We start from the raw sequence: 25,403 nt of genomic DNA on the forward strand, positions 1-25,403 counted from the left end.
CCCGGCGCGACATCACGCCAGATCGCGCCGGTAGAGCCAGAAGACGCGTTCCGCTCGCGCGCCGACGGCGTGCGAGTAGAACCGCAACGGCCCGACCCACCCGATCTGGGCGCTGGACTGCCCGGCGGCGCGCTGCTCCGCCAGGCACCTGCGCAGCAGCACCCGGCCCAGGCCGAGCCCGCGGGCCTCGGGCGAGGTGCCCATGGGCCCGAACCAGCCCGGCCGCGCCCCCCACGCGGCGAAGGCCAGGACGCGCCCGTCGCGCTCGGCGTAGTGCAGCCCGGTGGCGTGCGCCGCCTCCCAGGCCCACCGCTCGTTCCACTCCTCGCGGACGAACGCGGCGACCCGATCACGGCCGGCGTCGCCCGGATCCCCGGCGGCGCTCACGCGCACACCGGCCTTCTCCAGCCGCAGGAGGTCGTCGGCCACGGATAGGTCGGCCGACAGGTCGGCCGTCATGTTCCAGGCGACGTGGTAACGCTCGTAGCCCAGGCTCTCGGCCAGGCAGGCGGCGGCGGTGTACCGCACGTCGATGCCCGGCCAGGCGTAGCAGGGCGGGTTCCCGGCGAAGCGGGCCTGCCGCGCGCCCTGTCCGAGCAGCCACTCCTCGGCCGCCCGCACCAGCGCCCGGCCCTGCCCGCGCCCCTGCGCGGCGGGATCCACGGCAAGCAGGTCGATGTGCCCGACGTCCGGGTCCTTCGCGGACACCGACGCCAGCACCACCCCGTCTTCGGTCGCCAGCGCCGTCCACCGCCGGTCGGCGGGCGGCGCCGACAGGTACGCGACCAGGCCGGCCGCCTCCCCGGCGTCCAGGGTCAGCGCGGCGGCGGCGATCCGTGCCGCCGCGCCCTGCTCCGCGGTCCGTACGGCGTGGGACATCACACCTCGCTCAGGGGCCGCGCGATCACGCTGCGCCGCTCGGGATAGAAGCACGCGTGCTCCTGCGTCACGCCCTCGGTCACCTGCAGCAGCGGAAGCTCGCTCGTGCACCGCTCGCCCCTGAACGGGCAGCGGCGGGCGAACAGGCAGCCCTCGTCGGACCGGCTCTCGTCCAGCGACTCCAGCGGCGTCACCGGCTGCTCGCCCGGCTCCTCCAGGCCGTGCAGCACCGGGATGGCCGACAGCAGCGACTGCGTGTACGGGTGCACGGGGTCGGCGATGACCGTGTCCACCGCCCCGCGCTCGATGACCTGGCCGCGGTAGATCACGTACAGCTCGCCGTCGTCGCCGATGTAGCGGGCCGTGGCCACGTCGTGCGTGATGAACAGCACGCTCACGCCCAGCCGCTCGCGCAGGTCCTTCAGCAGCGCCAGGATGCCCAGCCGCAGCGACACGTCGATCATGGAGACGGCCTCGTCGGCGACGAGCATCTCGGGATCGACGGTCAGCGCGCGGGCGATGACCACGCGCTGCCGCATGCCGCCGGAGAGCTGGTGCGGGTAGCGCGCCAGCACCGAGCCGGGGTCCAGCCCGACGAGCGACAGCACCTCGGCCGCCCGCTCCTCGATCCACGCCTTCGACCGCCCGGTCTGCCCGGCCCGCAGGCTCAGCGGCGCGTGCAGCGTCTGGTGGATGGTCCGCGTCGGGTTCAGCGCCGAGTACGGGTCCTGGTGGATCATCTGGATCTTGCGGAAGTGCGGCTGGCGCTGCTTGGGCTTGAGCGACGACATGGCCACGTCGCCGATCACGATCTCGCCCTCGTCGTACGTCTCCAGCCCCGCGATGATCCGCCCCAGCGTGGTCTTCCCGCACCCGGACTCGCCGATGAAGGAGGCCGCGCCGCCCTTCGGGATCGCGAAGTCGACGCCCTTCAGCGCCCGCACCTCGCGGGCCCCGAGCATCTTGCCCCGCTGCTTGAACGTCTTGACGACGCCGGTCCCGGTGATCATGCGTGCTCCTTCACGGTCACGGCGTGGCAGGCCACGATCCTGGACCCGTGCGCCCCCGGATGAGCGACGGCGTCGGGATCCACCTCGTCGCACACGTCCATGCGCAGCGGGCAGCGCTCCCTGAACACGCAGCCCTCCTTCGGCACGGTCGTCAGCGTCGGCGGCCGGCCCGGCAGCGCCTGGGCCTCGTCGATGTCGCCGACGAGCCGGGGGATGGCCTTGATCAGTCCCTTGGTGTACGGGTGACTGGGCGACCTCAGCACCTCCCGCGTCGGGCCCTGCTCGACCAGCCGCCCGCCGTACATGACGGCGAGCCGGTCGGCGACCTCGGCCACCACGCCGATGTCGTGCGTGATGACCAGCGTGGTGAGGCCGCGCTCCGCGTGCACCTCACGGACGATCTTCAGGATGTTCGCCTGCGTGATCATGTCGAGCGCGGTCGTCGGCTCGTCCAGCACCACCAGGTGGGCGTTGAGCACCAGGGCCAGCATGATGCCGACCCGCTGGCGCATGCCGCCCGACAGCTCGTGCTGGTGCGAGTCGAGCACCCTGGCCCCGTCGAGCCCCATCCGGCCGAGCAGCTCCTTGGCCTCGCGGACCAGGCCGCGCAGGTCGTCCACGCCGTGTGAGCGGCCCAGGTCGAGGAGTTGCTTGCCGACCGTCTTGAGCGGGTTGAGGGAGTTCTGGGCGGCCTGGAAGACGTACCCGATGTGCTTGCCGCGGGCCTTGCGCAGCTGCTCGCCCTCGAAGCCCACCACGTCGCCGAGCCCGTCGATCTCGACGCTGCCCGCGGCGATCCTGCCGGGCGGCTGGACGGCGTTGAGCAGCGACAGGGCCAGCGTGGACTTGCCGGAGCCGGATTCGCCGACGATGCCGGTGATGGTGCCGGGCTCCAGGGTCAGGCTGACGTCCCTGACGGCGGGCAGCTCGCCCGCGGGGGTCTTGTAGACGACCGTGAGGCCGCCGATGCGCACTCCCGGTGCTTGCTCTGCCAACGTGCTACTCCTCGCGCAGCCGGGGGTTGAAGATCTCGTCCATGGCGTCCACCACGAGCACGATGCCGAGCGTGAGCAGCAGGATGGCCAGCAGCGGCGCCAGCAGGTAGCCCAGCGCGTTCGGCGTGATCATCGCGCCCGCCTGGAACACGGCGAGGTTGAGCATGACGCCCCAGTTGTCCGACTCGTACGGCAGGACCCCCAGGAAGAACAGGCCCACCTGCGAGTAGACGGCGCCGGTGACCGCGATGAGCATGTTCATCGCGATGTACGGCGCCATGCTCGGCAGCAGCTCCTTGCCGATGATGTGCCTGGTGGACAGGCCCAGCCCGCGCGCCGCCTCGATGAAGCCGCGCTCGCGCAGCGACAGCGTCTGCGAGCGCACGGCCCGCGCCACGCCGCCCCAGCCGAGCAGGCCGAGCACGAAACCCATCTGGACCGGGCTGCCGAACTTCCACACGGTCGCGAGGACCAGCAGCAGCGGCAGGCCGGGGATGGTGAGCTTCATGTCGGTGAGCCGCATGAGCACGGTGTCCCAGCGGCCCCGCTTGAACCCGGAGAACAGGCCGAGCGAGGTGCCGACGACGACCGTGATGAGCGCGGTCACCGCGGCGGTCAGCAGGACGTAGCGCGAGCCCTTGATGACGAGCGCGACCACGTCCTTGCCCTGCGGGTCGGTGCCGAACCAGTGCTCCCAGCTCGGTGGCTGGGTGATCGCGTTGGCGTTGCCCGGCAGGTTCTCCGGCAGGAACATCGGCCCGAAGATCGCCATCAGGGCGAAGCCGAGGATGATGACCACCCCGGCCATGCGGCTGGGCTTGCGCCGCATCACGCGCCAGACGCCGTTCCAGAAGTTGCGGCGCATGGTCGTGGCGGCCGGGCCCGCCTCGGGGATGAGCGTGGCGCTCACGACGCCTCCTCTCCGCTGCGCACCCGCGGGTCGATCACCGTGTAGAACAGGTCGGCCACGATGTTGGCGACGATGGTCCCCGCGGTGATCAGCAGGAAGGCCCCGCCCATGAGCGCGTAGTCGCGGTCCTGGACGCCGCTGATGAGCAGCCAGCCGAGACCGGGATAGTTGAAGATCTTCTCGATGAAGACCGCGCCGCCGAGCAGCAGGCCCAGCGACAGGGCCAGCATGGTGAACAGCGGCAGGATCGCGTTGCGCGCGATGTAGCGGAAGACGATCGAGCGCTTCACCCCCCGCAGCTCGGCGGCCAGGATGAAGTCGTCGCCGAGCACCGTGACCACGCTCGACTTCATCGCCAGGATCCAGCCGCCGTAGGCCGACACCGCGTACGTCAGGACCGGCAGCACGGCGTGCTCGGCGAGCGAGCCGAGGTAGCCGGCGTTGAAGCCGGGCTCGAACAGGATGTCCACCGAGCCGTCGGCGGGCAGGATCGGGATGAGCGTGGCGAAGATCACCACGAGCAGCATCGCCAGCACGTACTGCGGGATGCCGTGCAGCAGCGAGCCGGAGATGGCCAGCGCGTCGCCCAGCTTGCCGGTGCGCTTGATGGCCGCGTACACGCCCAGCAGCACCCCGACGATGAAGCTGAGCAGCGTGCCCAGCAGCACCGGTAGAACGGTCCACTTGGCGGCGTCGGTCAGCACGTCGAGCACCGGGGTGCCCGGCCTGGTGACGGAGACGCCGAGGTCCAGGTGGAGCAGTCCGGCCATGTAGTCCCTGTACTGCTCCCAGAGGGTGCCGTCCGGCAGGAAGCCGTAGAGCACCTTCACCGCCTGGGAGGCGGCCTCGGGCGACATGCCGCCCTCGATCAGCTTCTCGTACCTGGCGGCCATCGGGTCGCCGGGGATGTTGTTGATGATGAAGAAGCTGATCGTCGCGACGACGAGGATCATGACGAACCCGCGGGCCAGGTGGCCCGCGAGTCGCCGTGCGATGAGCGTCATAGGCTACTGCTTCGCCTTGATCAGGCCCTGCTGGATCCACACGCCGGACGGGAGCACGCCGGTGCCCATGCGGAGGATGGAGTCGTCGTGGGGCCAGCCGGTGAACCTGCTGTTGTTGACGAACTGGGTGTTGACGTAGTCCCAGAGCTGGATGACCGGGAGGTCCTGGTTGGCGGCCTTGGCGAGCTGCGCCATGATCGGCTTCGCCGCCGCCTCGTCGGCCGAGTTCAGCTTGCCGGTGAGCTCACCGGGGTTGATCTTGGCGCCGTCGACCTCGATCTCCTCGGGGCCGCCCATCCAGTTGCCGGTCTTGCCGGGCGCGGCGTGCGTCACCTTGCCGGCGACGTTCGTCCAGCCGTTGGAGGCGCCGTAGAGGCGCTGGTAGATGTCGTACGGCGCGGGGCCGAGCGCCATCAGCCAGAAGCCGACGTCATACTTGCCGGCCGCCAGTTCCTCCAGGTAGAGCGGGTAGTCGGCGGTCGTCACGACCTCGGCGTCGACGCCGGCCTTGACGAGCTGGCCCTTGATGTTCTCCTGCGCGGACAGCCAGTCGGAGAAGCCGGAGGGCGCGTGCATGGAGACCTTCCACGCGCTGCCGTCGGCGAGCGTCCACTTGCCGTCCTTCTTGGTCAGGCCGGCCTGCTTGAACTCCTCCTCGGCCTTGGCCACGTCCGGCTTGTACTGCTCCAGCTGCGGCACCGTGTCGGGGATCCACGCCTGCGCGGCCTTCTGGTGGATGCCGCTGGTGGTGACGGCGGGCGTGCCGCCCTCGGGCGAGGCGACCTTGGTGACCTGGTCGCGGTCGATCAGGTAGGCCAGGCCCCTGCGCACGTGCACGTTGTCGTACGGCTTCTTGGACTGGTTGAACGCCATGCTCACGGCCACCGGCGAGTAGCCCTTGATGACCTCGGCGCCGGGAGCGGCCTTGATCCGGTTCATCACGTCCGTCGGGGCGGCGGTGAAGCCGGCGTGGTCGAGCTTGCCCGCGGTGAGGTAGTTCCAGATCTGCTCGTTGCCGGTGTAGTTGAGGAACTTCACCTGCGCGGGAGCGACGTTCGCGGCGTTGTAGAAGTACGTGTTCTTGACCAGCAGCGCCTCGGAGGGGTTGACCCGCTCCAGCACGAACGGGCCGGCGGAGACGTCCTTGGCCGGGGCGAAGGCGATGACCTTCTGGCCCAGCGCGGTGACCTCCTCGCGCGCCTTGTCGGCCGCGGCGCCCTCGCCGCGGGCGGCCTTCAGCTTGTCCCAGAAGTCCGCGGGAAGGACGCTGCTCCACACGTGGGCGGGCAGCACGGTCGTGTCGAGCACGCCGCGGGCGAACTTCGGACTGGGGTTGGCCATGTCCTGCGTGATCTTCACGGTCTGCGGATCGACGACCGTGACCTCGGCGGCCGCGCCCGCCGCGCCGGGCGTGACGGAGAAGGCCGTGCTGCCCTGCGTGTACGCGATGCCGATGGACAGCTTGACGTCGTCGGCCGTGACGGGCTTGCCGTCGGACCACTTGGCGTTCGGCTGCAGCTTCAGCGTGATGGCCGAGTTGTCGGACGCGATCTCCCAGCTCGCCGCGATGCCGGGGAGAGCCTGGTTGGGGTCGGTGAGGTGGTTCTTGACCCAGCCGAGCTTCATGGAGCTGTAGCCGGGGAAGGAATTGCCCTTGGGGTTGTACGGGTTGGCCGGGGCCGATGCCTCAAGACCTGGCCTGTTCACGTCGATCGTGGTGAAGAGCCCGCCACCACCACCGCCCGAGCCGCCGGACTTGTTGGTGGAACCACCACTGCACGCCGCAGTCGCGGTGGCAAGGCCCAGCAACGCCACTACCGCTGCCAGTCGCTTCATTTGCCGCTCCGGGGGATGTCGGACCTGCTAGAGGATCTGTAGGGAATGACCGGACACTACGATCGCGTCCGATCAGCGTCAATAATCTCCAGAGGTTGTGAGGCTAATGTAACTTTCCTTCATGAGTGTACGAAGTGGAGTTAAGTTCCACCAAATGTACGTTCAGCTCATGACCAGCACCGCAGCACCGTTGACCTGCCCCGCGGCGAGATCGGCCAGCGCCCGCCCGGCCGACTCGAACGGGTAGGCCGCCGTCGTCACGCGCGGCGGGTGCGCCAGCGCGAGCTCCAGATAGGCCCGACCGTCGGCCCGGGTGTTGGCGGTCACGCTGCGCAGCGTGCGCTCCTGGAAGAGATGCCGCTCGTAGTTCAGGGCGGGCACGTCGGTGAGGTGGATCCCGGCGACGGCCAGCGTCCCGCCCCTGTCGAGCGCCTCCAGTGCGGGCGGGACCAGGTCCCCGACGGGGGCGAACAGGATGGCCGAGTCCAGCGGCTCAGGCGGCCGGTCGCCCGCGGAGGCCGCCCCCAGCTCCAGCGCGAGCGCCCTGGAGGCCGCGGACCTGGTGACCGCGTGCACGACGGTGCCCTGGGCGATGGCCGCCTGCGCCGTCAGGTGGGCGGACGCGCCGAACCCGTAGATCCCCAGCCGCCCGCCCCTGGGCAGGTCGCAGCGGGCCAGCGCCCGGTAGCCGATGATCCCGGCGCACAGCAGCGGCGCCAGCCGCTCGGCCGGCACGTCGCCGGGCAGCGGATAGACGTAGCCGGCCCTGGCGACGAGATATTCGGCGAACCCGCCGTCCGCGTCCCACCCGGTGTAGGCCGAGGCGGGGCACAGGTTCTCCATGCCCCGGCGGCAGTAGCGGCACGTGCCGCAGGTCGAGCGCAGCCACGCCACGCCGACCCGCTCACCCGTGAGCTCTCCCGCGCCCTCTCCGCAGGCTTCTACGCGGCCGACCACCTGGTGGCCGGGCGTGGTGCGGGGCCGACGCGGCGGCAGGTCGCCCTCGGCCAGGTGCAGGTCCGTACGGCACACGCCGCACGCCTCGACCCGCACCAGCACCTCGCCGGGACCCGGCTCCGGCACGTCCTTTCCGACGAGCTCCAGCGGCCCGGACGCCATCGGCCCCGGCTCGGCCACCACCCACGCCCGCATGCCTACGACAGCCGGGAGAAGGCCAGCGAGGCGTAGAGCGCGGCCCCGTCGGGCAGCACCGCGTCGTCGAACACCGCCTCGGGCGAGTGGTTGTAGGGCGCCGTGGCCGGATCCCGCTCCGGCGGGCAGGCGCCCAGGAACACGAACGCCCCGGGCACGGACTCCAGCACGTACGAGAAGTCCTCAGAGCCCATCACCGGCTGCGGCGAGACGAAGTAGCGGCCGGGGCCGAACAGCTCGTCGGCCGTCCGCCCCACGAACTCGGCCTCGCCGGAGTCGTTGACCGTCACCGGATAGCCCATCCCGAACGACGTCTCGGCCTCCAGCCCGTGCGCCGCCGCCACGCCCTTCACCACCTCGACCAGCCGGCGCTTGACCAGCACCCGGTTCTCCTGGCTGAACGTGCGCACCGTCGCCTCGAACCTGGCCTCGTCGGGGATCACGTTGTCCGCGGAACCGCCGTGGAAGCTGCCGACCGTCACCACGACCGGATCGAACACGTCGAACGTCCTGGTCACCATCGTCTGCAGCGCGGCCACCATCTCGCAGCCGGCCTGGATCGGGTCCAGCGCCCGGTGCGGGCTCGAACCGTGCCCGCCGCGCCCCTTCACCGTCACGCAGAACGTGTCCGCCGCCGCCATGATCGGCCCTGGACGCGAGGCGAACAGCCCGGGCGGCAGCATCGAGGACACGACGTGCATCCCGTACGCCGCCACCGGCCGCGCGCCGGCCGCGTCGAGCACGCCCTCGCCGATCATGTGCTTGGCGCCCTCGTGGCCCTCCTCGCCCGGCTGGAACATGAAGATGACGTCGCCCGCCAGCTCCTCCCGCCGCGCGCTCAGCAGATGGGCCGCCCCGACCAGCATCGTGGTGTGCAGGTCGTGCCCGCACGCGTGCATCTGCCCGGGCAGCTGGGAGACGTAGGGCAGGTCGTTCTTCTCGGTGACCGGCAGCGCGTCCATGTCGCCGCGCAGCAGCACGGCGGGACCGGGCCGGCCGCCCCTCAGCACGGCGGTGACGGAGCTGAGCGTCTTGCCCGTCTGGATCTCCAGGGGCAGCCCGTCCAGCGCCGTCAGGACCTTCTCCTGCGTGCGCGGAAGCTGGAGCCCAAGCTCCGGGGTGGTGTGCAGCGAGTGCCTGAGCCGGACGAGCTCGTCCCGCATGTCCAGCGCGGATTCAGTGAACGACATGAAGAACATTCTTCACGCAGGCGGCACCGCGTCCAGCGGCGGCACGCAGGCGGCACCGGGCGGGGGCCGCCTGAGCGCGCTCGCTACGATGGGCGGGTGACTGAGCGTAAGCGGATCGACTCCTGGTTGTCCGACATGGACGGCGTCCTCGTCCACGAGGGACGGCCGATCCCCGGTGCTGACGAATTCATCAAGCGGCTCAGCGAATCCGGCAAGAAGTTCCGGGTGCTGACCAACAACTCGATCTACACCCAGCGAGACCTGTCGGTACGGCTGGCGGGCGCGGGCCTCAGCGTGCCCGCCGAATCCATCTGGACCTCGGCCCTGGCCACCGCCCAGTTCCTCGACGACCAGCGCTCGGGCGGCTCGGCGTACGTGATCGGCGAGGCGGGGCTGACGACGGCGCTGCACGAGGTCGGCTACATCCTCACCGACCTCGACCCCGACTACGTGGTGCTCGGCGAGACCCGTACCTACAGCTTCACCCAGATCACCCGGGCCATCCGCCTCATCGAGGGCGGCGCCCGCTTCATCGCCACCAACCCCGACCCCATCGGCCCCTCCACGGAAGGCTCCCTGCCGGCCTGCGGCGCCGTGGCCGCCCTCATCACCAAGGCCACCGGCGTCGCCCCCTACTTCGTCGGCAAGCCCAACCCCCGCATGATGCGCAGCGCGCTCAACGAGATCGAGGGCCACAGCGAGACGACGGCCATGATCGGCGACCGCATGGACACCGACATCGTGTCGGGCATGGAAGCGGGCCTGTTCACCATCCTGGTCCTCACGGGCGTCACGCAGCGCGACCAGATCGACCGGTTCCCCTACCGCCCGTCCCTCGTCGTGGACTCCGTGGCAGACCTCATCGACCTCATCTGAGACCCGCGCCGCGAACCTGACAGAGGATGACGGGTATACGTGGCAGTCTGAGGCCTCATGACCCGCGTCTACCTGGAGACAGGCCCGAAGAAGGTGTTCGCCTGCTCGCTCGACTGGCCCGGCTGGTGCCGGATCGCCAAGGGCGAGGAGGCGGCCATCGACCGGCTCATGGACTACGCGCCGCGCTACCGCGTGGTGGCCGCACGGGCGGGGCTGGACTTCGCGCCGGGCGACCCGGTCGTGGTGGCGCGCGTGCCGGGCAGCGACACCACGGACTTCGGCGTCCCGTACGCGGTGCCTGACCTGGACCTGGAGCCGGTGCCCGCGGCGGAGGCGGCCCAGGGGGTGGCGCTGCTGCGGGCCGCCTGGGAGCTGTTCGACGAGACCGTCGCCGCCTCCCATGAGGACCTGCGCAAGGGGCCGCGCGGCGGCGGGCGCGACCTGTCCAAGATCGTGGACCACGTGGTGGGGGCCGAGCGCGCCTTCGCCCGCAAGGTGGACGTCCGGCACAGGCCGTACAAGTCGGCGGCGGACCGGGAGGCCATGCGGGCGGAGCTGGCCGGCGTGCTCTCCCGCGCCTGGGAGCCGCCGCAGACCACCGGCTGGCCGCCCCGGTACGCCCTGCGGCGGATCGCCTGGCACGTGATCGACCACATCTGGGAGATCGAGGACCGCCGATGACCGCGTGCGGGTCAGGTGATGAGCCGGGGGAGTGTGGTGATGGTGGTGGACAGGTAGTCCGCCACGGCCTCGGGGATCAGCCGCCGTGACGTGATCTCCGCCTGGTCCAGCGGGACCCGTTCCACCTCGTACACCCCTCGCGCCGGATCCTCGAACTCCGGCCCGTTGCGCAACTCCGGATCCATGGACACCAGCCGGCACCCGTACACGTGCTGGGTCTTGACCTCCCCCCGCCACCGGTACGACACCGTGGTGAGCGGCGTGACCGCATTGACGGTCGCGCCCAGCTCCTCCATCAGCTCCCGGTGCAGCGTGTGCTCCAGCGAATCGTCCTCCGGTTCCACGTGCCCGCCGGGCACGGACCAGTAGACGTCGCGGCCGGGCACCGTACGCCGGAAGATGACGAGGCGTTCGTCGTGATCAAGCAGGACTCCGCGGACACTGGGTCGCATACGACCACCCTATTTGACCGGTATGTCCTTCGGGTAGCCTAACCTACGGTACCGTAACCTGAAGGAGAAGATCTTTTATGGCGATGACTCAGACGGAGCTTCTGCACGAGCTCGAGCCCGTCGTGGCGGGAGAGCTCGACCGCCACGAGAAAATGGCCAAGGAGTGGTTCCCGCACGAGTACATCCCGTGGAGCGAAGGCCGCGATTTCGACGGCATCTACGGGGGCGAGGCCTGGCAGGACGGCGACTCCAAGATCCCCGAGGCCGCCCGCATATCCCTCATCGTCAACCTCCTCACCGAGGACAACCTCCCCAGCTACCACCACGAGATCGCCTCGACGTTCGGCCGCGACGGCGCCTGGGGCACCTGGGTGCACCGGTGGACCGCCGAGGAGGACCGCCACGGCACCGCCCTGCGCGACTACCTGACCGTCACCCGCGCCGTAGACCCCGTCGCCCTGGAGCGGGCCCGGATGAAGCACATGGAGAGCGGCTTCATCACCGAGTACGGCACCATGCTCCAGCAGCTCGCGTACGTGTCGTTCCAGGAGCTGGCCACCCGGATCGCGCACCGCAACACCGGCAGGGCCTCGGGCGACGAGGGCTGCGAGCGCCTGCTCGCCAGGATCGCCGCCGACGAGAACCTGCACATGCTCTTCTACCGCAACCTGCTCAAGGCCGCCTTCGAGCTGGACCCCAACCAGACCATGCGCTCGGTGACCGACGTCGTCACCACGTTCCAGATGCCGGGTTCGAGCATCGAGGGGTTCACCCGCAAGGCGATGATCATCGCGAACGAGGGCATCTACGACCTGCGCCTCCACCTCGACGACGTGCTCATGCCGGTGCTGAAGCAGTGGGCGGTGTTCGACAAGACCGGTCTCGACGCCGAGGGGGAGACGGCGCGCGAGGAGCTGGCCGCGTTCCTGGCCAAGACCGAGACCACGGCCGCGAGGTTCGTGGAGCGCAGGGAGGAGCGCCGCGCCCGCGCCGCCGCCAGAGGGTGACATTCCCCCTCGGCATTCCCTCTCAGGGGGGAGGCAGGCCCGCTCATGGTCATGCCAGGATCGTGGCCCATGGCTCTCCCCGCGCAGCTCTTCGTCTGGCTCGTCACCCTTCTGATGATCATCGCGCTGGCCACGGCGGCGCAGCGGCTGCTGGGGGTCAGGTTCGGCCGGCTGCGCACGTTCGTGGCCGCCCTGGCGGCCTTCGGGCTGGCGCAGCCGGTGCTGTCGCCGATCCTGAACTCCCTGGGCGAGCTCGACCAGGACCAGGTTCCGGAGGCGGGCGCGATCTGGCTGCTGCTCCTCATCGTCATGTGCCTGGTGCTCATCCCGATGGTGCTCCTGGTGATGGCCGAGGCGCTGGTGCCGCCCGGCTCGGTGCCGGGGCCGCTGGAGCTGTTCCGCTCCCTGCGCGGCCGCCTCTCCCGGGCCAGGCGGTACTCCCAGATCACCAGGATCGCCATCAGGCACGGCCTCGGCCCCTACCTGAGGGGCCGGGGCGAACGGGTGGAGGACCGCTCGGCCAAGGTGCGCCTGGCCGGGTCGTTGCGCGCGGCGCTGGACGACGGCGGCGTCACCTTCGTCAAGCTCGGCCAGGTCCTGTCCACCCGGCGTGACCTGCTGCCCGCCGAGTTCGTCGAGGAGCTGGGACGGCTGCAGGACCAGGTGGCCCCCGCACCGTGGGCGGAGATCGAGCCGGTGCTGACCGCCGACCTGGGCGGCCCGGTGGAGGAGATCTTCGCCGAGTTCGGCAGGACGCCGCTGGCCGCCGCCTCCGTCGGCCAGGTCCACACCGCACGGCTGCACACCGGCGAGAGCGTCGTGGTCAAGGTGCAGCGGCCGGGCATCGGCGCGGTGGTGGCCAAGGATCTCGACATCGTCCGGCGGCTGGCCGCCACGCTGGAGGACCGTACCCGCTGGGGCCGCTCGCTCGGGCTGCGCGACCTGGCGGAGGGGTTCGCGGCGGCCGTCCGCGAAGAGCTCGACTTCCGCGTCGAGGCGGCCAACATGGCCGCCGTGGCCGCTTCGGGCGGCGGCGGCGTCACCTACCCGGCCCCGTTCACCGCCATGTGCACCGAACGGGTGCTCGTCATGCAGCGCCTGCCGGGGAAGCCGGTCACCACGGCGCACCGCGACCAGGGCCCGCACCTGGCCCGCGGCCTGCTCGACTGCCTGCTGCGGCAGATCCTCGTCGAAGGGGTCTTCCACGCCGACCCGCATCCCGGCAACCTCATGCTGCTCGACGACGGCACGCTGGGCCTGCTCGACTTCGGCTCCGTGGGCCGGCTCGACGCCGCCATGCGCTCGGCCCTGCAGCGCTTCCTGCTCGCCATGAACCGGCAGGACCCGCTCGGCGTCACCGACGCGCTGCTGGAGGTCGTGCCGCGGCCGGAGGACATCGACGAGGCCGCGCTCCAGCGGGCGCTCGGCCAGCTCATGGCCAGGCATCTGGGACCCGGCACGGACAGCCTCCGGTTGTTCACCGACCTGTTCAAGATCGTCTCGGCGTACGGGCTGTCGATCCCGCCGGAGGTGGCCGCCGTCTTCCGCGCGCTGGCCACGCTGGAGGGCACGCTCGTCCGCCTGTCACCCGGGTTCGACCTGATCGGCGAGGCCCGCGCGTTCGCCGGCCGCTATCTGGCCGAGCGGGTCAGCCCTGAGACGGTCAGGGAGTCGCTCACCCAGGAGCTGTCCGCGCTGCTGCCGATGCTGCGCCGCCTGCCCCGCCGCGTCGAGCGCATCGCGAGCGCCGCCGAGCACGGCAGGTTCAGCATGAACGTCCGGCTGCTCGCCGACGACCGCGACCGCCGTTACCTGACGGGGCTGCTCCACCAGGTGCTGCTCACCGTGCTCGGCGCGACGGCCGGCGTGATGGCGGTCATCCTGCTCGGCACCGACGGGGGTCCCCGGGTGCTCGGCGCCACGTCGCTGTACCAGCTGCTCGGTTACAACCTGCTGGTGATCGCCGCGATCCTGGCGCTGCGCGTGCTGGCCGTCATCTTCCGCCGGCCCGGGGGCTGAGCCGCGGGCGTACCCGAACGGCTTTCGCCGCCGGTGGGGACCCTCCAGCCGGACGGCAAAGCCAGTGCGCCTCTTGACCGGGCCATGGTCTTGGACATCCCAGGCATCGGGCAGGTTCCAGGTAACAACGGAACCCCTGGGGAGCAAGGGTGAAAATCATCGGGATCGCCGCCAGTCTCCACGCGGGGTCTTTCATCAACAGGCTGCTGGACGCGGCGGGTGGCGAGCTGCCGCGAGGCGCCGGCTTCGAGGTCTGGGGGGAGCTGGGCGAGATCCCGCCGTACGCTCCCGGCCCGATGATCCCGGCCACGGCGCGGCGGCTGCTGGGGCTGGTGGCGGGGTGCGACGCGGTCCTGCTGACCGCTCCCGAGCACAGCCTGCTGCCGATCGAGCTGGGGTACGCGCTGGACTGGATGTCGGCCCGCGAAGGGCTGTCGGGCAAGCACGTGGCGGTGATGAGCGCCAGCGCGCGGGCCTGCGGGGCCATGTGGGCCCAGGCGGAGCTCTACAAGCAGCTCCAGCACGCGGGCGCGGTGGTGACGGGGGCCGAGCTGGTGATCTCGCCCGCCTGCCCGCACTTCGACGAGGACGGCCGGCTCACCTCGCCCGACCTGCGCAAGCAGGTGCGGGCCGTGGTCGGGCAGCTCTGCCCGGCCGAGATCCTGGAGCCCGCCCTGTCGCTCTGACGCCTCTGCGGCCCGCAGGGCTCAGGGGACGGCGGCCCGGCGGCTCGCGGCCTGTTGCGCGAGGCTCAGGGCTCGCGGCCTGTTGCCCGGAGGTCAGGCTCGCGGCCGGTGGCGTGGGCTCAGGGCTCGCGGCGCAGGCGCTTCAGGTCCGCGCGGTGCTTCTTGCTGGCGATGCGGCGTTCGACCGCGCCCCGGCTGGGCTTGGTCGGGCGGCGGCGCTTCGGCGGCGGGGCGATGGCCTCGCGCAGGCGCTGCGCGAGCCGGTGCTCGGCGGCCTCCCTGTTGCGCAGCTGCGAACGGTATTCGGAGGCGACGATCGTGATCGTGTCGCCGCCGATCCGGTCGAGCGCCCTGGCCTTCAGCGCCGGCGGCAGCGCCGTGGTCGCGGCCACGTCGAAGATCAGCTCCACGCGGCTGTCGGTCGTGTTGACGCCCTGACCGCCCGGGCCTGAGGAACGGGAGAAGCGCCAGACGAGCTCGGCGTCGGGGATGACGACCGAGTTGTTGACGACGAGCGGGCCGGGCATGCGTGGGGCTCCTGTTCACAGAAGAACGTTCTTTACGAGAGTGTCACCGTATATGGCCGTCATATGCCGTCCGCAACGGCATTTCCAATTTCCGTGGTCGCTGCGAATATGAGAGGAACATTCCACAGGAGAGGCGACATTCCATGCAGCCTGTCTCGGCCGCGCAGGCGGGCCTCACCGTGGTGCTGGCCATCGTTTCCGCCGTCGGGTTCCTGTTGCTGCGCTGTCAGGGCAAGGGGCGGCCGTTCGGGCCCGGCGGGCGGCGGCTGGCGATCCTCATCACCGTGCTGACCGGCTCCATGTCCGCCGGTGTGGCGTTGCTGAGCGGAATGTTGCTGAACCAGTACCTGGCCACCGTGCTGGGCGCCATCGCGCCGAGCGGCCTGTGGCTGAGCCAGATGCGGGCGAAAGAGGACGAGCGGCGCTCGCTGGGGCGGGAGGCGGCGACGTTCTGGCTGGTGTCGCTGCTGTCCCGGCTCGACCAGGCGATGGCCGAGGATCAGCGGGTCTGGTGCGAGAAGCGGGTGGACGACTCCTGGAACGTCTACGAGCTCAGCCTGGCCGCCCACCGCTACCACGAGCGGATCGCCGAGCGGCTCACCCCCGACGAGCGCAGGCGGGAGCGGGTGCACGCCAGGCTCGACGCGATCGAGCGGCGGCTGGACGTCGCGGCGCTGGTCGAGGACGGCGGGACGCGGGCGAAGGTGGTCACGGCGCTGAACGGGTCGCGGCACACGCGGATGGCCAGGTACGAGCGGTACCTGAACGATCTGACCCGGCTGCACGGGGTGCTCAGGCACGACGCGGAGAGCGACCTGATGCGGCTGCTGGCCTCGGCGTACCGCGCGGGCTACCGGTCGCTGCCGCCGTACGCGCCGCCCACGCCCGCACGCGAGAACGGGCTCGGAGCGGTCAGGCGGGCCCGATGAGGCCTGATGGGGCACGGTGAGGTCCGGTGCGGCCTGATGGCGTGCGTGACTCGTGCCCCGGCGCTGCTCTGGCGGTCAGGCGGGTGGGTTGAGTGCGGTGACCGAGCCTTCGGCGTCGCCCAGCGTGAACGACAGCCGGGCGCCGAGTGCGTCGATGACGGAGCCCAGGGTGCGGAGCGTCAGGTTTTCGTCGCCCGACAGGATCTGGCTCACCCGGCCGGCCGACACGCCCATGGCCACGGCCAGGTCGGACCGGGTTATCTTGTGCTCCCGCATGTACCACGTGATCTCGTCGACGACTTCCTGGGCGAGGCCGCCCACCTCGTCGCGATTGCTCCGGCGAAGGGTCATCTCGGTCTCGCTCTCGACGATCCGTCCCTGATGACTTCACTTTAGCTCTACCTAAACCTTTAGGCAAGCCTAAAGCGGATCGATGTCTTGACGGTCGCTTGCAAGCGGCGTATGCCAGTATCGCGCGAAAGATCACGGGGTGGGGGAGGCGCGGTGACCGCGATAGTCGGTGTGCACGGGATCGGCAAGTACAAGTACTACCTGGAGGCCGGCCGCTCGGCGACGGGCGCGGAGGAGGCCATGCGGCTCAAGTGGGACCGCTACCTGCACTTGGCGCTCGGGGGCGAGGCCGGGGCGTACTTCAGCGAGATCGCCTACTTCGCGCACCACCTGCACGCGGGCAAGGAGCGCGGCGCGGCGCCGCAGTCGTTCGCGGCCATGGAGAGCTCCGCGCAGCAGGTCCTCGCCGGCTGGGCGAAGAACCTCGGCGTGGGCGAGCACGTCACGGGCGTGCTCAAGTCGGTCACCGGCTGGCTGCTGACCCGGCTGGACAGCAGGTCGGAGGCGTTCGCCAAGCTGTTCGCGCCCGAGGTGGCGACGTACCTGACCGACCAGGCGAAGCGCGAGAGGTGCAGGAAGGCCGTGGCCGACGTCCTCCACCGGCACCGGCCGAAGGTGGTGATCGCGCATTCGCTCGGCAGCGTCGTCGCGTACGAGACCCTGTGGGCCAACCCGGACATCGAGGTCGACCTCCTGCTCACCCTCGGCAGCCCGCTCGGCATGCGCAACGTCATCTTCGAGCGCCTGCTGCCCGCGCCCATCAACGGCCGCGGCGAGCGCCCCAAGGGCGTCAAGCGCTGGGTGAACATCGCCGACAAGGACGACATCGCCGCCATCCCGCCCGGGCTGCGCGAGAGCTTCACCGGCATCGACGCCGAAGAACTGGTCAATCTGGACTGGATCGACTTCCACACGGTGGAGAAATACCTGGGCTGCCCGGCGCTGGACCCGCATCTGCGACCATTCCTGGCATGACGTGGATTGTGTTCGACTACGGCGGCGTCCTGTCGCTCCCGCAGCCCGAGTCCGACGCCGACGCGATGGCGCGGGCGGTCGATGCGGAGCCCGAGGCGTTCAAGCGCCGCTACTGGGAGCACCGCCTGGACTTCGACCGGGCCACCCTGAGCCCGCTCGCCTACTGGTCGGCGGTGCTCGCGCGGCCCGCCACCCCGTCGGAGACAGCCCGTCTGGTGGCCATGGACCTCACCAGCTGGGCCTACCCCGACGAGGGCACGGTCGCCGTCCTCGGCGACCTCATCGAGGAAGGACGTGACGTGGCGCTGCTGTCGAACGCGCCCGCCGTCCTCGGGGAAGGCCTGGACCAGCTCCCGTGGATCGCCGCGATCGGGCACCGCTTCTACAGCGGCAGGATGGGCCTGGTGAAGCCGGACCGGGAGATCTACGACGAGATGGCCCGCGGGCTCAAGGCCGACCCCGCCGAGATCGTCTTCATCGACGACCGCCAGGAGAACGTCGCGGGCGCGGAGACGGCGGGCATGACCGGCCTGCACTTCACCGACGCCGCCGCGCTGCGGGAGGCACTGACCGGCGTCCGGTGATCTGTCGTCGGCGGCACTGACCCGCGTCCGGTGATCCGCCACCGGCGGCACGACGGTGGATCATGGGCGGAGGGCCTGCGAGAACTGGACGACTGATGCTGTTCATCCACGCTTGACTCGGCTGTCACGGCCGGGTCAGCGCGGGCGGACATACCTGTGAACGTGGACCGCAGAGCCTTTCTGACAGCGGCGACAGCCGGCCTTCTTCTCCCTCAGTCCGTCACCCCGGCGGCTGCCGCCTCCCGGGGCAGAACCCTCGCAGCCGACCCGTTCACCCTGGGCGTGGCCTCCGGCGACCCCTCGACCGACGGCTTCGTCCTGTGGACCAGGCTGGCCGTCGACCCGCTGAGCGGCGACGGCCGCGGCGGCATGCCCGCCCGCGACGTGGACGTGGCCTGGCAGGTCGCGGCCGACGAGCGCTTCACCACGATCGTCGAATCGGGCACCGCCTCCGCCAGGGCGCGCGACGCCCACAGCGTGCACGTCGAGCTGAAGGGGCTGGAGCCGGGCCGCGACTACTTCTACCGCTTCAAGAGCGAGGGCCGGCTCTCCCCGGCGGGCCGTACGAGGACGACGCCCGCGGGGGAGACACCCCTCACGTTCGCGGTGGCCGCGTGCGCGCACTACGAGCACGGCTACTACACCGCCTACCGCCGCCTGGCCGAGCAGGAGCCGGAGCTGGTGGTGTTCCTCGGCGACTACATGTACGAGTACGGCCCCAGCGGCTACACCGCCCTGGCCGGCCGCGTACGCACCCACACGCCGGGCAAGTGCGAGACCCTGGGCGACTACCGGCTGCGCCACGCCCAGTACAAGAGCGACCACGACCTCCAGGCCGCGCACGCGGTGGCGCCGTGGCTGGTGGCGTTCGACGACCACGAGGTGGAGAACAACTGGGCCGGGCCCGTCTCCAGCACGGGGGCGCCGGGGTTCGCCAGGCGCAGGGCGGACGCGTTCAGGGCGTACTACGAGAACATGCCGCTGCGCCGCGCCAGCGTCCAGGGGGCGGTGCTGCGGGTCAACCGGCGGGTCTCCTGGGGAACGCTGGCCCGCTTCCACCTGCTCGACACGCGGCAGTTCCGCGACGACCAGGCGTGCCTGGACGGCGTGCGGGCCGGGTGCGACGACCGGCTGGCGGACGAGCGGACGCTGCTCGGGGCCGACCAGTGGCGCTGGCTGGAGGGCGGGCTGCGCGGCTCCGACGCCCGCTGGAACCTGCTCGGCCAGCAGATCATGATGGCGCAGCGCGACTACAAGGTCGGTCCGGGGCGGGAGGTGAACCTGGACTCGTGGGACGGCTACGCGGCCGAGCGGACCCGGCTGCTGGGGTCGCTGGCGCGCACGTCCAACCCGGTGGTGCTGACGGGGGACGCGCACATGCACCACCTGGCCGAGCTGAAGACCGACTTCGACGACCCGGACGCGCCGGTGGTGGCCAGAGAGCTGGTGGCGTCGTCGGTCGCCAGCGACGGTGACGGGTATCGGGACCGTACGTGGATCGCGGAGGCGCTGCAGGAGAACCCGCACATCTCGTACATCGATCAGCGGCGGGGGTATCTGATGGCGCGGCTGACTCGCGACGAGATTTCCGTTGATTTCCGGACATTGGACTACATCTCACGCAAGGGGGCTCGCGCCAAGACCGCCCACCGCCTCACCATCCCAGCCACCACCGGCGCAGCCGCCGCCGCCCAGGCAGCAGCACCCCGCGTCGGCTGAGCGAGCGCCGGGCCTCCTCGCGTCCGTTGCGCGGAGACCAGGGCTCCCCGCTTCGGCTGAGCGGGCGCGTGGGCTCCCGCGTTGGCTGAAGGTTCGCTGGGAGCCCGCTGAAGATTCGCTCAACCGGACGCGCCGCCGGGGCAGGCGTCCGGTCTCGTGGGGACCTCATCGGGCCCGTCCGGGTTCTCCGGAGCCAGGCGTCCGGTCTCCGGCGGGCCTCGGCGGGCCTCTGGGTCAGGCGTCCACTCTTCGGCCGACCTCGTCGGGGCCGTACGGGTGCTCTGGGTCAGGCGTCCGGCCAGGTGCCGTCGGGGAACTCGCCCGACGTGCCGCCCGACATGACCACCTGGTCGCTCTCGCCGAGGCCCGAGGTGACCTCGACGTACTGGTCGCCGCGCACCCCCGTCTGCACCACCTTCGCCGAGTCCCGGTCGCCGGAGCGCACCGTGACCACCTGGGTGCCGTCCGACCTGCTGCGCACCGCCGCGGCGGGCACGTAGATCGCGTTCTCGGCCTCGTCCGTGGTGACCGTCACCGAGGCGGTCTGGCCGAGCATGAGCCCGGTCGGCGGCTTGCCGAAGGCGAGGGTGACCGAGTAGCGGACGAGCTGCCCGTCCACGGTCGCCGTCGGGGCGATCGCCGTCACCGTGCCCTCGTACCGCTCGCCGCTCCGGGTGGCCAGCGTGACCTGGGCCTGCTGGCCGAGCTTCAGCCGGTTCACGTCGGACTCGGTGACCATGGCCTGGACCTGGAGCTCGTTCAGGTCACCGAGGCTGATGAAGGTGCTGGTGCCCGCGCTGTCGCCGACGCCGCCCGCGACCGACAGGATCGTGCCCGCGGCGGGGGCCAGGATGCGGGTGGCCCGTACGCCGTCGGCGGCCTGCTCCAGCGCGGCCTCCGCGCGGTCCACGTTCGCGGCGGCCTGGTCCTCGCTGACCCCGCTCTTGGCCGCCGAACCCGTGCCGGTGTTGCCACCGCCGGTCGTGCCGGTGCCCGGGTTCGTGCCGGTGCCCGTATTGCCGGTGCCCGTAGTACCTGTGCCCGTGCTCCGGTTGCAGGAGCTCTGGGACGGACGGGTGCCGTCCGTCGTGGCGGTCCTGGACGAGGGTTTGGCGCCGGCCGTGGGCTTGCCGCTGGCCGACGGTTTCCCGCTGGTGGACGGCTTGGCGCTGGTCGAGGCCTTGCCGGTGGGCGAGCCCGTCGCCGACGGGCTGGCGGACGCGGACGGGCGGCCGGTGGACTGCCCGGTCCCGCCGGTCGGGGAACCGCCGGCCTGGGTGGGGGTGACCGTGGTGGTGACGGTGGCCGTCGGGGTGGCCGTCACCGTAGCCGTCACTGTCGCGGTCACCGTGACCGTCACCGTCGGCTGGGGCTCGGGTCCCGTGGGGCCGGACGTCGGCGTGTTCGTGGGATGCGGTGAGGAGGTCGGCGTCGCGCCCTCGCCCTTGAGAGGAGGTGCCGTCGGCCCGAACGCGCCGTTCGCCGCACTTGCGCCGCCCCCGCCACCGGTCCCGCCATTGGTCGCGCTGCCGGTCCCGCTCCCGGTGGCAGGTGCGCTGCTCTTGGTCGCGGTGCTGTTCACGGCGCTGCCGTCCACCGCGCCACCTGTCGCCTGGGCCGTCGCGGCCGGGCTGCCCCCAGCGGTGGATGTCGTGGTGCCGGCCGGCTGGGTCGTGGCCCCAGGCGTCGCAGTGCCGGCCGGGGTGCCGGCCGGGGTGCCCGTCGCCTTGCCCGCCGGAGTGGCGTTGCTCCCGGCCGGGGTGCAGGCCGCGGGCGTGCCGCCGCCCGTGGTGGGCCCAGTGGTGGGCCCAGTGGTGGGCGCAGCGGTGGATGTGGCCGCGGCCTTCTCCTGTGCCTCCTCGGCCGCGGCCAGGTCGGCTTTGGCCGCCGTGTACGCCTCCCGCGCCCCCCGGCTGTCGATCCTGGCCAGGACCTGGCCTTTCTTCACCTTGGCGCCGACCTTGACGTAGACCTTCGTCAGCGTCCCGGAGGAGCCGAACGCCAGGTCCCTGCGCGAGCCGTCCACCGTGCTGCCCGCCGCGCTCACCGAGGCCGTGATCTGGCCGCGCTGCGCCGAGGCGAGCCGGACCTGGACGGTGGCGGGGTCGTCGTCGCGGAGTGCCAGCGCCAGGCCGGATCCGGCGACGAGCACGGCCAGGGCGAGGCCGCCCAGCACGAAAGTCGGTCTCATGAGGGCCCATCCTGGCGGAGCAGGTTTGCGCCAGGCTGCGAGGAGCCTAAGAGTTACCTGTGTGCCGCGGCGAGCCTTGGACCTGTCAGCGAACGTTCAGCTAGCTCGCGGCTGCGGCGCAGCATTGTGTGCAAGGGTCACCCGCTGTGAAGGTGTCGACAAGGCGCAGAGCGCTGATGACCAACGGAGCGCTGGCGGTGCTCCTGCTGGGCGGTGCCGTGTTCGCCTATACCCAGCTCGGCACGGGCCAATCGGAGAGCGAGACGGCCGTCAGGACGGTGAGCGTGAGCCGCGGCTCCGTGACCGCCTCGGTGTCCGCGTCGGGCGCGGTGGCGAGCTCCCAGTCCCGTTCGCTCTCGTTCGGTACGAGCGGCACGGTCGAGAAGATCTACGTCAAGGCCGGGGACAAGGTCGCCAAGGGTGACCTGCTGGCCAGGCTGGACGACTCCGCCGCCCAGGAGAGCCTGTCGGCGGCGCAGGCCACGTACCAGAGCGCCCTCGACGATGGGACCGATACGGCCCAGCTCTACGCCGCCTACATCAAGGCGCGCAACTCCTACAGGGAGGCGCAGCGCACGGTCGCGGCCACCGTGCTGAAGGCCCCGTTCAAGGGCACGATCACCGCGGTGAACGGCTCGGTCGGCGGGACCAGCTCAGGCTCGGGCGGCACCTCAGGATCCGGTTCGGGTGCGACGAGCGCCGCCTCCGGCGCGAGCCAGAGCTCCGGCTCCAGCGGCTCCAGTGCCTCCAGCAGCTTCGTCGAGCTCGCCGACGTCGGGAAGCTGCAGCTCGTCGGCACCTTCACCGAGTCGGACGTCGGCAAGCTCAAGCAGGGCCAGGAGGCCACGATCACGTTCGACGCGCTGCCCGGGGTGACCGCCACCGGCAAGGTCACCCAGATCGAGCCGGTCGCGTCCACCAGCAACAACGTCGTGCAGTACCCGGTCACGGTCACGTTCACGAAGGTCCCGAGCCAGGTGCGGCTGGGCCAGACGGCCACGGTCGCGGTCGTGGTCGGCCAGGCCGAGAACGTCGTCACCGTGCCCTCCACGGCGATCTCCACCAGCGGCGGCCAGACCTCGGTCACCGTGCTCAAGGACGGCAGGCAGACCAGGACTCCCGTCGAGGTCGGCGTGCAGGGCACCACGATGACCGAGATCAAGTCGGGGGTGTCCGAGGGTGACCAGATCGTGCCGCCGGCCACCACGACCAGCACCACCGGCGGCAACCAGCGGCAGTTCGGCGGCGGCGGCGGATTCCCCGGCGGCGGCGTTCCCGCCGGAGGCGGGCGATGAGCGCCCCCGAGGTGGACGGCACCTCGCCGGCGGGCGTCCCCGAGACGAACGGCAAGGCGCGGGCGAACGCCTCTGAGGCGGGTGGCAAGGCGCGGGCGAACGCATCCGAGATGGGTGGCAGGACGCACGTGAGCGCTCCCGGGAGCGGCGAAAAGGCGCCCGTCCTGCGCGTGCAGGACCTGGTCAAGGAGTACGGCGACGGAGACGCGAAGGTCCGTGCCCTGCGCGGGATCAGCCTGGACGTCGAGCGCGGGGACTACCTCGCCATCATGGGCGCCTCCGGCTCCGGCAAGTCCACGCTGATGAACATCCTGGGCTGCCTCGACATCCCCACCTCCGGCACGTACCTCATCGACGGCGCCGACGTGGGCCATCTGGACGAGCACCAGCTCGCCATCTTGCGCAACCGCAGGGTCGGGTTCGTCTTCCAGTCGTTCAACCTGATCCCGCGCATGAGCGCGCTGGCCAACGTCGAGCTGCCCCTCGTGTACGGCGGCGTCGGCCAGGCCGATCGGCGCGCGCGGGCGCTGGCCGCGCTGGAGCAGGTCGGGCTGACCGACCGCGTGCACCACGAGCCGAACCAGCTCTCCGGCGGCCAGCAGCAACGCGTGGCCGTGGCCAGGGCCCTGGTCACCGCGCCGGCCCTGCTGCTGGCCGACGAGCCGACGGGCAACCTCGACACCGCCTCCACGAAAGACGTCCTGCAGATCATGGACAGGCTCAGCGAGTCCGGCCGCACCATCGTGATCATCACGCACGAGGACGACGTGGCCGCGCACGCCAAGCGGGTGATTAGGCTGGTGGACGGCGAGATCGTGGAGGACCGCCGCCAGTCGCCGGTGGACGGCCCGCCGCCGCGCATGGTGGAGGCGGCCAGATGAACCAGTTCGAGATCCTCCGTTTCGCGCTGCGCGGCCTGCTGGCCAACAAGATGCGCAGCTCGCTGACCACGCTCGGCATCCTCATCGGCGTCGCCGCGGTCATCCTGCTGGTCGCCGTCGGCGAGGGCTCCTCGCAGAGCATCCAGAAGAACATCCAGCGGCTCGGGGCCAACACGCTCACCATCTCGCCGTCCTTCTCAGGAGGCGGCGGAGGCGGTGGCGGCGGCGGGCGCGTGCAGGGCGGCGGCGGGAACACCGGGCCGCGCACCCAGGCCAGGCAGCTCAGCCTGGCCGACGCCAAGGCGCTGACCGACAAGACCCTCGCGCCGTCGGTCAAGAGCGTCTCGCCCGTCGTGAACGCCACCTCCGCGACCGCCGCGTACGGCGCCGCCAGCCATGCCATCACCCAGTTCGTCGGCACGTACCCCAGCTACTTCGAGGCCACCAACAAGCCGGTGGTCAAGGGCACCTACTTCTTCAACGACGACGTGGTGGCCGCCAGGAAGGTCGTGGTGCTCGGCCAGACCGTGGTGGAGGAGCTGTTCGGGACCGTCGATCCGATCGGCAAGCAGGTCAGCGTGTCCGGCGTGCCGTTCACGGTCGTCGGCGTGCTGAAGGAGGCCGGGTCCACCGGCATGCAGGACGCCGACGACGTGGCCATCGCGCCGCTGCCCGCCGTACAGCAGAGTCTGAGCGGATTCGGCTCGCTCGGCTCGATCGTGGTGCAGGCGTCGGGGGCGGAGGCGACGACGACGGCGCAGTCCGAGGTCACGGCCGTCCTCAACCAGCGGCACGGCATCACGGGCGACAACGCCGACTACCGCATTCTCAACCAGGCCACCCTGCAGGAGACCGTCAGTGAGGCGACCGGCACCTTCACCGTGCTGCTCGGCGCGGTCGCCGCGATCTCGCTGCTGGTGGGCGGCATCGGCATCACGAACATCATGCTGGTGACCGTCACCGAGCGCACGCGCGAGATCGGCATCCGCAAGGCCATCGGCGCGCCCAGGAGCGCGATCCTGGGCCAGTTCCTGCTGGAGGCCACGTTGCTCAGCTTGGTCGGTGGGTTGTCGGGGGTGCTGGTGGCGTTCGTGGGGACCAGGTTCACCATCGCCGGCATCGAGCCGGTCCTCGTGCCGTCGTCGGTCGCGCTGGCGCTGGGCGTGTCGGTGGGGATCGGGCTGTTCTTCGGCAGTTATCCCGCCAACAGGGCGGCCAAGCTCAGGCCGATCCAGGCCTTGCGCCACGAGTGAC

24 protein-coding genes are annotated in these 25,403 nt (G+C 71.1%); 12 read left to right on the top strand and 12 right to left on the bottom strand.

Annotation, left to right across the window (positions count from 1 at the left end; all coding sequences use genetic code 11):
- Positions 1–12: 12 nt before the first annotated feature.
- From ABEA43_RS14340 to ABEA43_RS14375, 8 genes are all read right to left on the bottom strand, one after another.
- Positions 13–879: a GNAT family N-acetyltransferase gene (locus tag ABEA43_RS14340; RefSeq protein ID WP_345561941.1), complete on the bottom strand. Its 867-nt coding sequence runs from the start codon at positions 877–879 to the stop codon at positions 13–15.
- Positions 879–1,889 carry an ABC transporter ATP-binding protein gene (locus ABEA43_RS14345; RefSeq protein WP_345561943.1) on the bottom strand — a complete coding sequence of 337 codons (1,011 nt, stop codon included), beginning with the start codon at positions 1,887–1,889 and terminating at the stop codon, positions 879–881. Before ABEA43_RS14345 ends, ABEA43_RS14340 begins: the two co-directional genes overlap by 1 nt.
- A complete protein-coding gene (locus ABEA43_RS14350) occupies positions 1,886–2,884 on the bottom strand; it encodes an ABC transporter ATP-binding protein (RefSeq protein ID WP_345561945.1) in 999 nt (332 codons plus the stop codon). Before ABEA43_RS14350 ends, ABEA43_RS14345 begins: the two co-directional genes overlap by 4 nt.
- A gap of 4 nt (positions 2,885–2,888) precedes the next feature.
- Positions 2,889–3,794, bottom strand: coding sequence for an ABC transporter permease (locus ABEA43_RS14355; RefSeq protein ID WP_345561947.1), 906 nt, complete (start codon positions 3,792–3,794; stop codon positions 2,889–2,891).
- Entirely contained in the window at positions 3,791–4,798 is a 1,008-nt protein-coding gene (locus ABEA43_RS14360; RefSeq protein WP_345561948.1) for an ABC transporter permease, read from the bottom strand. Before ABEA43_RS14360 ends, ABEA43_RS14355 begins: the two co-directional genes overlap by 4 nt.
- Positions 4,799–4,801: 3 nt before the next feature.
- Entirely contained in the window at positions 4,802–6,634 is a 1,833-nt protein-coding gene (locus tag ABEA43_RS14365) for an ABC transporter substrate-binding protein (protein ID WP_345561950.1), read from the bottom strand.
- 162 nt (positions 6,635–6,796) lie between these two features.
- Positions 6,797–7,786 carry a zinc-dependent alcohol dehydrogenase family protein gene (locus ABEA43_RS14370; RefSeq protein WP_345561951.1) on the bottom strand — a complete coding sequence of 330 codons (990 nt, stop codon included), beginning with the start codon at positions 7,784–7,786 and terminating at the stop codon, positions 6,797–6,799.
- A 2-nt stretch (positions 7,787–7,788) separates the two neighbouring features.
- Positions 7,789–8,976 (bottom strand): M20 metallopeptidase family protein, encoded by a 1,188-nt coding sequence (locus tag ABEA43_RS14375; protein ID WP_345561953.1) that lies wholly within the window; start codon positions 8,974–8,976, stop codon positions 7,789–7,791.
- Positions 8,977–9,072: 96 nt separating this feature from the next.
- Here ABEA43_RS14375 and ABEA43_RS14380 point away from each other — a divergent pair, with 96 nt between their 5' ends.
- Entirely contained in the window at positions 9,073–9,852 is a 780-nt protein-coding gene (locus ABEA43_RS14380) for an HAD-IIA family hydrolase (protein ID WP_425570255.1), read from the top strand.
- Between the two features lie 57 nt (positions 9,853–9,909).
- On the top strand, positions 9,910–10,533 hold the full coding sequence (locus tag ABEA43_RS14385) for a hypothetical protein (protein ID WP_345561955.1): 624 nt from the start codon (positions 9,910–9,912) through the stop codon (positions 10,531–10,533).
- A gap of 11 nt (positions 10,534–10,544) precedes the next feature.
- Here the strand turns inward: ABEA43_RS14385 and ABEA43_RS14390 are convergent, their stop codons facing one another.
- Positions 10,545–10,985, bottom strand: a complete 441-nt coding sequence (locus ABEA43_RS14390; protein WP_345561957.1) for an NUDIX domain-containing protein — start codon at positions 10,983–10,985, stop codon at positions 10,545–10,547.
- A gap of 77 nt (positions 10,986–11,062) precedes the next feature.
- Between ABEA43_RS14390 and ABEA43_RS14395 the strand changes: the two genes are divergently transcribed.
- The 3 genes from ABEA43_RS14395 (at position 11,063) to ABEA43_RS14405 (ending at position 14,697) form a co-directional block, all read left to right on the top strand.
- Entirely contained in the window at positions 11,063–11,992 is a 930-nt protein-coding gene (locus tag ABEA43_RS14395) for an acyl-ACP desaturase (protein WP_345561958.1), read from the top strand.
- Between the two features lie 69 nt (positions 11,993–12,061).
- Entirely contained in the window at positions 12,062–14,011 is a 1,950-nt protein-coding gene (locus tag ABEA43_RS14400; RefSeq protein WP_345561959.1) for an ABC1 kinase family protein, read from the top strand.
- 149 nt (positions 14,012–14,160) lie between these two features.
- Positions 14,161–14,697 carry an NADPH-dependent FMN reductase gene (locus tag ABEA43_RS14405; RefSeq protein ID WP_345561961.1) on the top strand — a complete coding sequence of 179 codons (537 nt, stop codon included), beginning with the start codon at positions 14,161–14,163 and terminating at the stop codon, positions 14,695–14,697.
- Between the two features lie 119 nt (positions 14,698–14,816).
- Here the strand turns inward: ABEA43_RS14405 and arfB are convergent, their stop codons facing one another.
- Positions 14,817–15,224: an alternative ribosome rescue aminoacyl-tRNA hydrolase ArfB gene (arfB, locus tag ABEA43_RS14410; RefSeq protein ID WP_345561963.1), complete on the bottom strand. Its 408-nt coding sequence runs from the start codon at positions 15,222–15,224 to the stop codon at positions 14,817–14,819.
- 143 nt (positions 15,225–15,367) lie between these two features.
- Between arfB and ABEA43_RS14415 the strand changes: the two genes are divergently transcribed.
- Positions 15,368–16,153, top strand: coding sequence for a hypothetical protein (locus ABEA43_RS14415; RefSeq protein ID WP_345561965.1), 786 nt, complete (start codon positions 15,368–15,370; stop codon positions 16,151–16,153).
- Positions 16,154–16,228: 75 nt separating this feature from the next.
- Here ABEA43_RS14415 and ABEA43_RS14420 read toward each other — a convergent pair whose 3' ends face one another.
- Positions 16,229–16,504, bottom strand: coding sequence for a helix-turn-helix domain-containing protein (locus ABEA43_RS14420; protein WP_345561967.1), 276 nt, complete (start codon positions 16,502–16,504; stop codon positions 16,229–16,231).
- A 153-nt stretch (positions 16,505–16,657) separates the two neighbouring features.
- Here ABEA43_RS14420 and ABEA43_RS14425 point away from each other — a divergent pair, with 153 nt between their 5' ends.
- The 3 genes from ABEA43_RS14425 (at position 16,658) to ABEA43_RS14435 (ending at position 19,782) form a co-directional block, all read left to right on the top strand.
- Positions 16,658–17,479, top strand: coding sequence for a hypothetical protein (locus tag ABEA43_RS14425; RefSeq protein WP_345561969.1), 822 nt, complete (start codon positions 16,658–16,660; stop codon positions 17,477–17,479).
- Positions 17,476–18,063 carry an HAD family hydrolase gene (locus ABEA43_RS14430; RefSeq protein ID WP_345561971.1) on the top strand — a complete coding sequence of 196 codons (588 nt, stop codon included), beginning with the start codon at positions 17,476–17,478 and terminating at the stop codon, positions 18,061–18,063. Before ABEA43_RS14425 ends, ABEA43_RS14430 begins: the two co-directional genes overlap by 4 nt.
- Positions 18,064–18,345: 282 nt before the next feature.
- The gene (locus ABEA43_RS14435; protein ID WP_345561973.1) at positions 18,346–19,782 is read left to right on the top strand and encodes an alkaline phosphatase D family protein; all 1,437 of its coding nucleotides are present in this window, start codon (positions 18,346–18,348) and stop codon (positions 19,780–19,782) included.
- 286 nt (positions 19,783–20,068) lie between these two features.
- Here ABEA43_RS14435 and ABEA43_RS14440 read toward each other — a convergent pair whose 3' ends face one another.
- Positions 20,069–21,973, bottom strand: coding sequence for an efflux RND transporter periplasmic adaptor subunit (locus ABEA43_RS14440; RefSeq protein ID WP_345561974.1), 1,905 nt, complete (start codon positions 21,971–21,973; stop codon positions 20,069–20,071).
- Between the two features lie 176 nt (positions 21,974–22,149).
- On the opposite strand from ABEA43_RS14440, the gene ABEA43_RS14445 reads away from it, so the two are divergent.
- The 3 genes from ABEA43_RS14445 (at position 22,150) to ABEA43_RS14455 (ending at position 25,402) form a co-directional block, all read left to right on the top strand.
- Positions 22,150–23,268: an efflux RND transporter periplasmic adaptor subunit gene (locus ABEA43_RS14445; protein ID WP_345561975.1), complete on the top strand. Its 1,119-nt coding sequence runs from the start codon at positions 22,150–22,152 to the stop codon at positions 23,266–23,268.
- Between the two features lie 110 nt (positions 23,269–23,378).
- Entirely contained in the window at positions 23,379–24,149 is a 771-nt protein-coding gene (locus ABEA43_RS14450) for an ABC transporter ATP-binding protein (protein ID WP_345562587.1), read from the top strand.
- Positions 24,146–25,402 (top strand): ABC transporter permease, encoded by a 1,257-nt coding sequence (locus ABEA43_RS14455; RefSeq protein ID WP_345561976.1) that lies wholly within the window; start codon positions 24,146–24,148, stop codon positions 25,400–25,402. Before ABEA43_RS14450 ends, ABEA43_RS14455 begins: the two co-directional genes overlap by 4 nt.
- Position 25,403: the final 1 nt, after the last annotated feature.

Origin of the sequence: Nonomuraea rosea (assembly GCF_039539705.1) — a bacterium.
Lineage (GTDB): Bacteria > Actinomycetota > Actinomycetes > Streptosporangiales > Streptosporangiaceae > Nonomuraea > Nonomuraea rosea.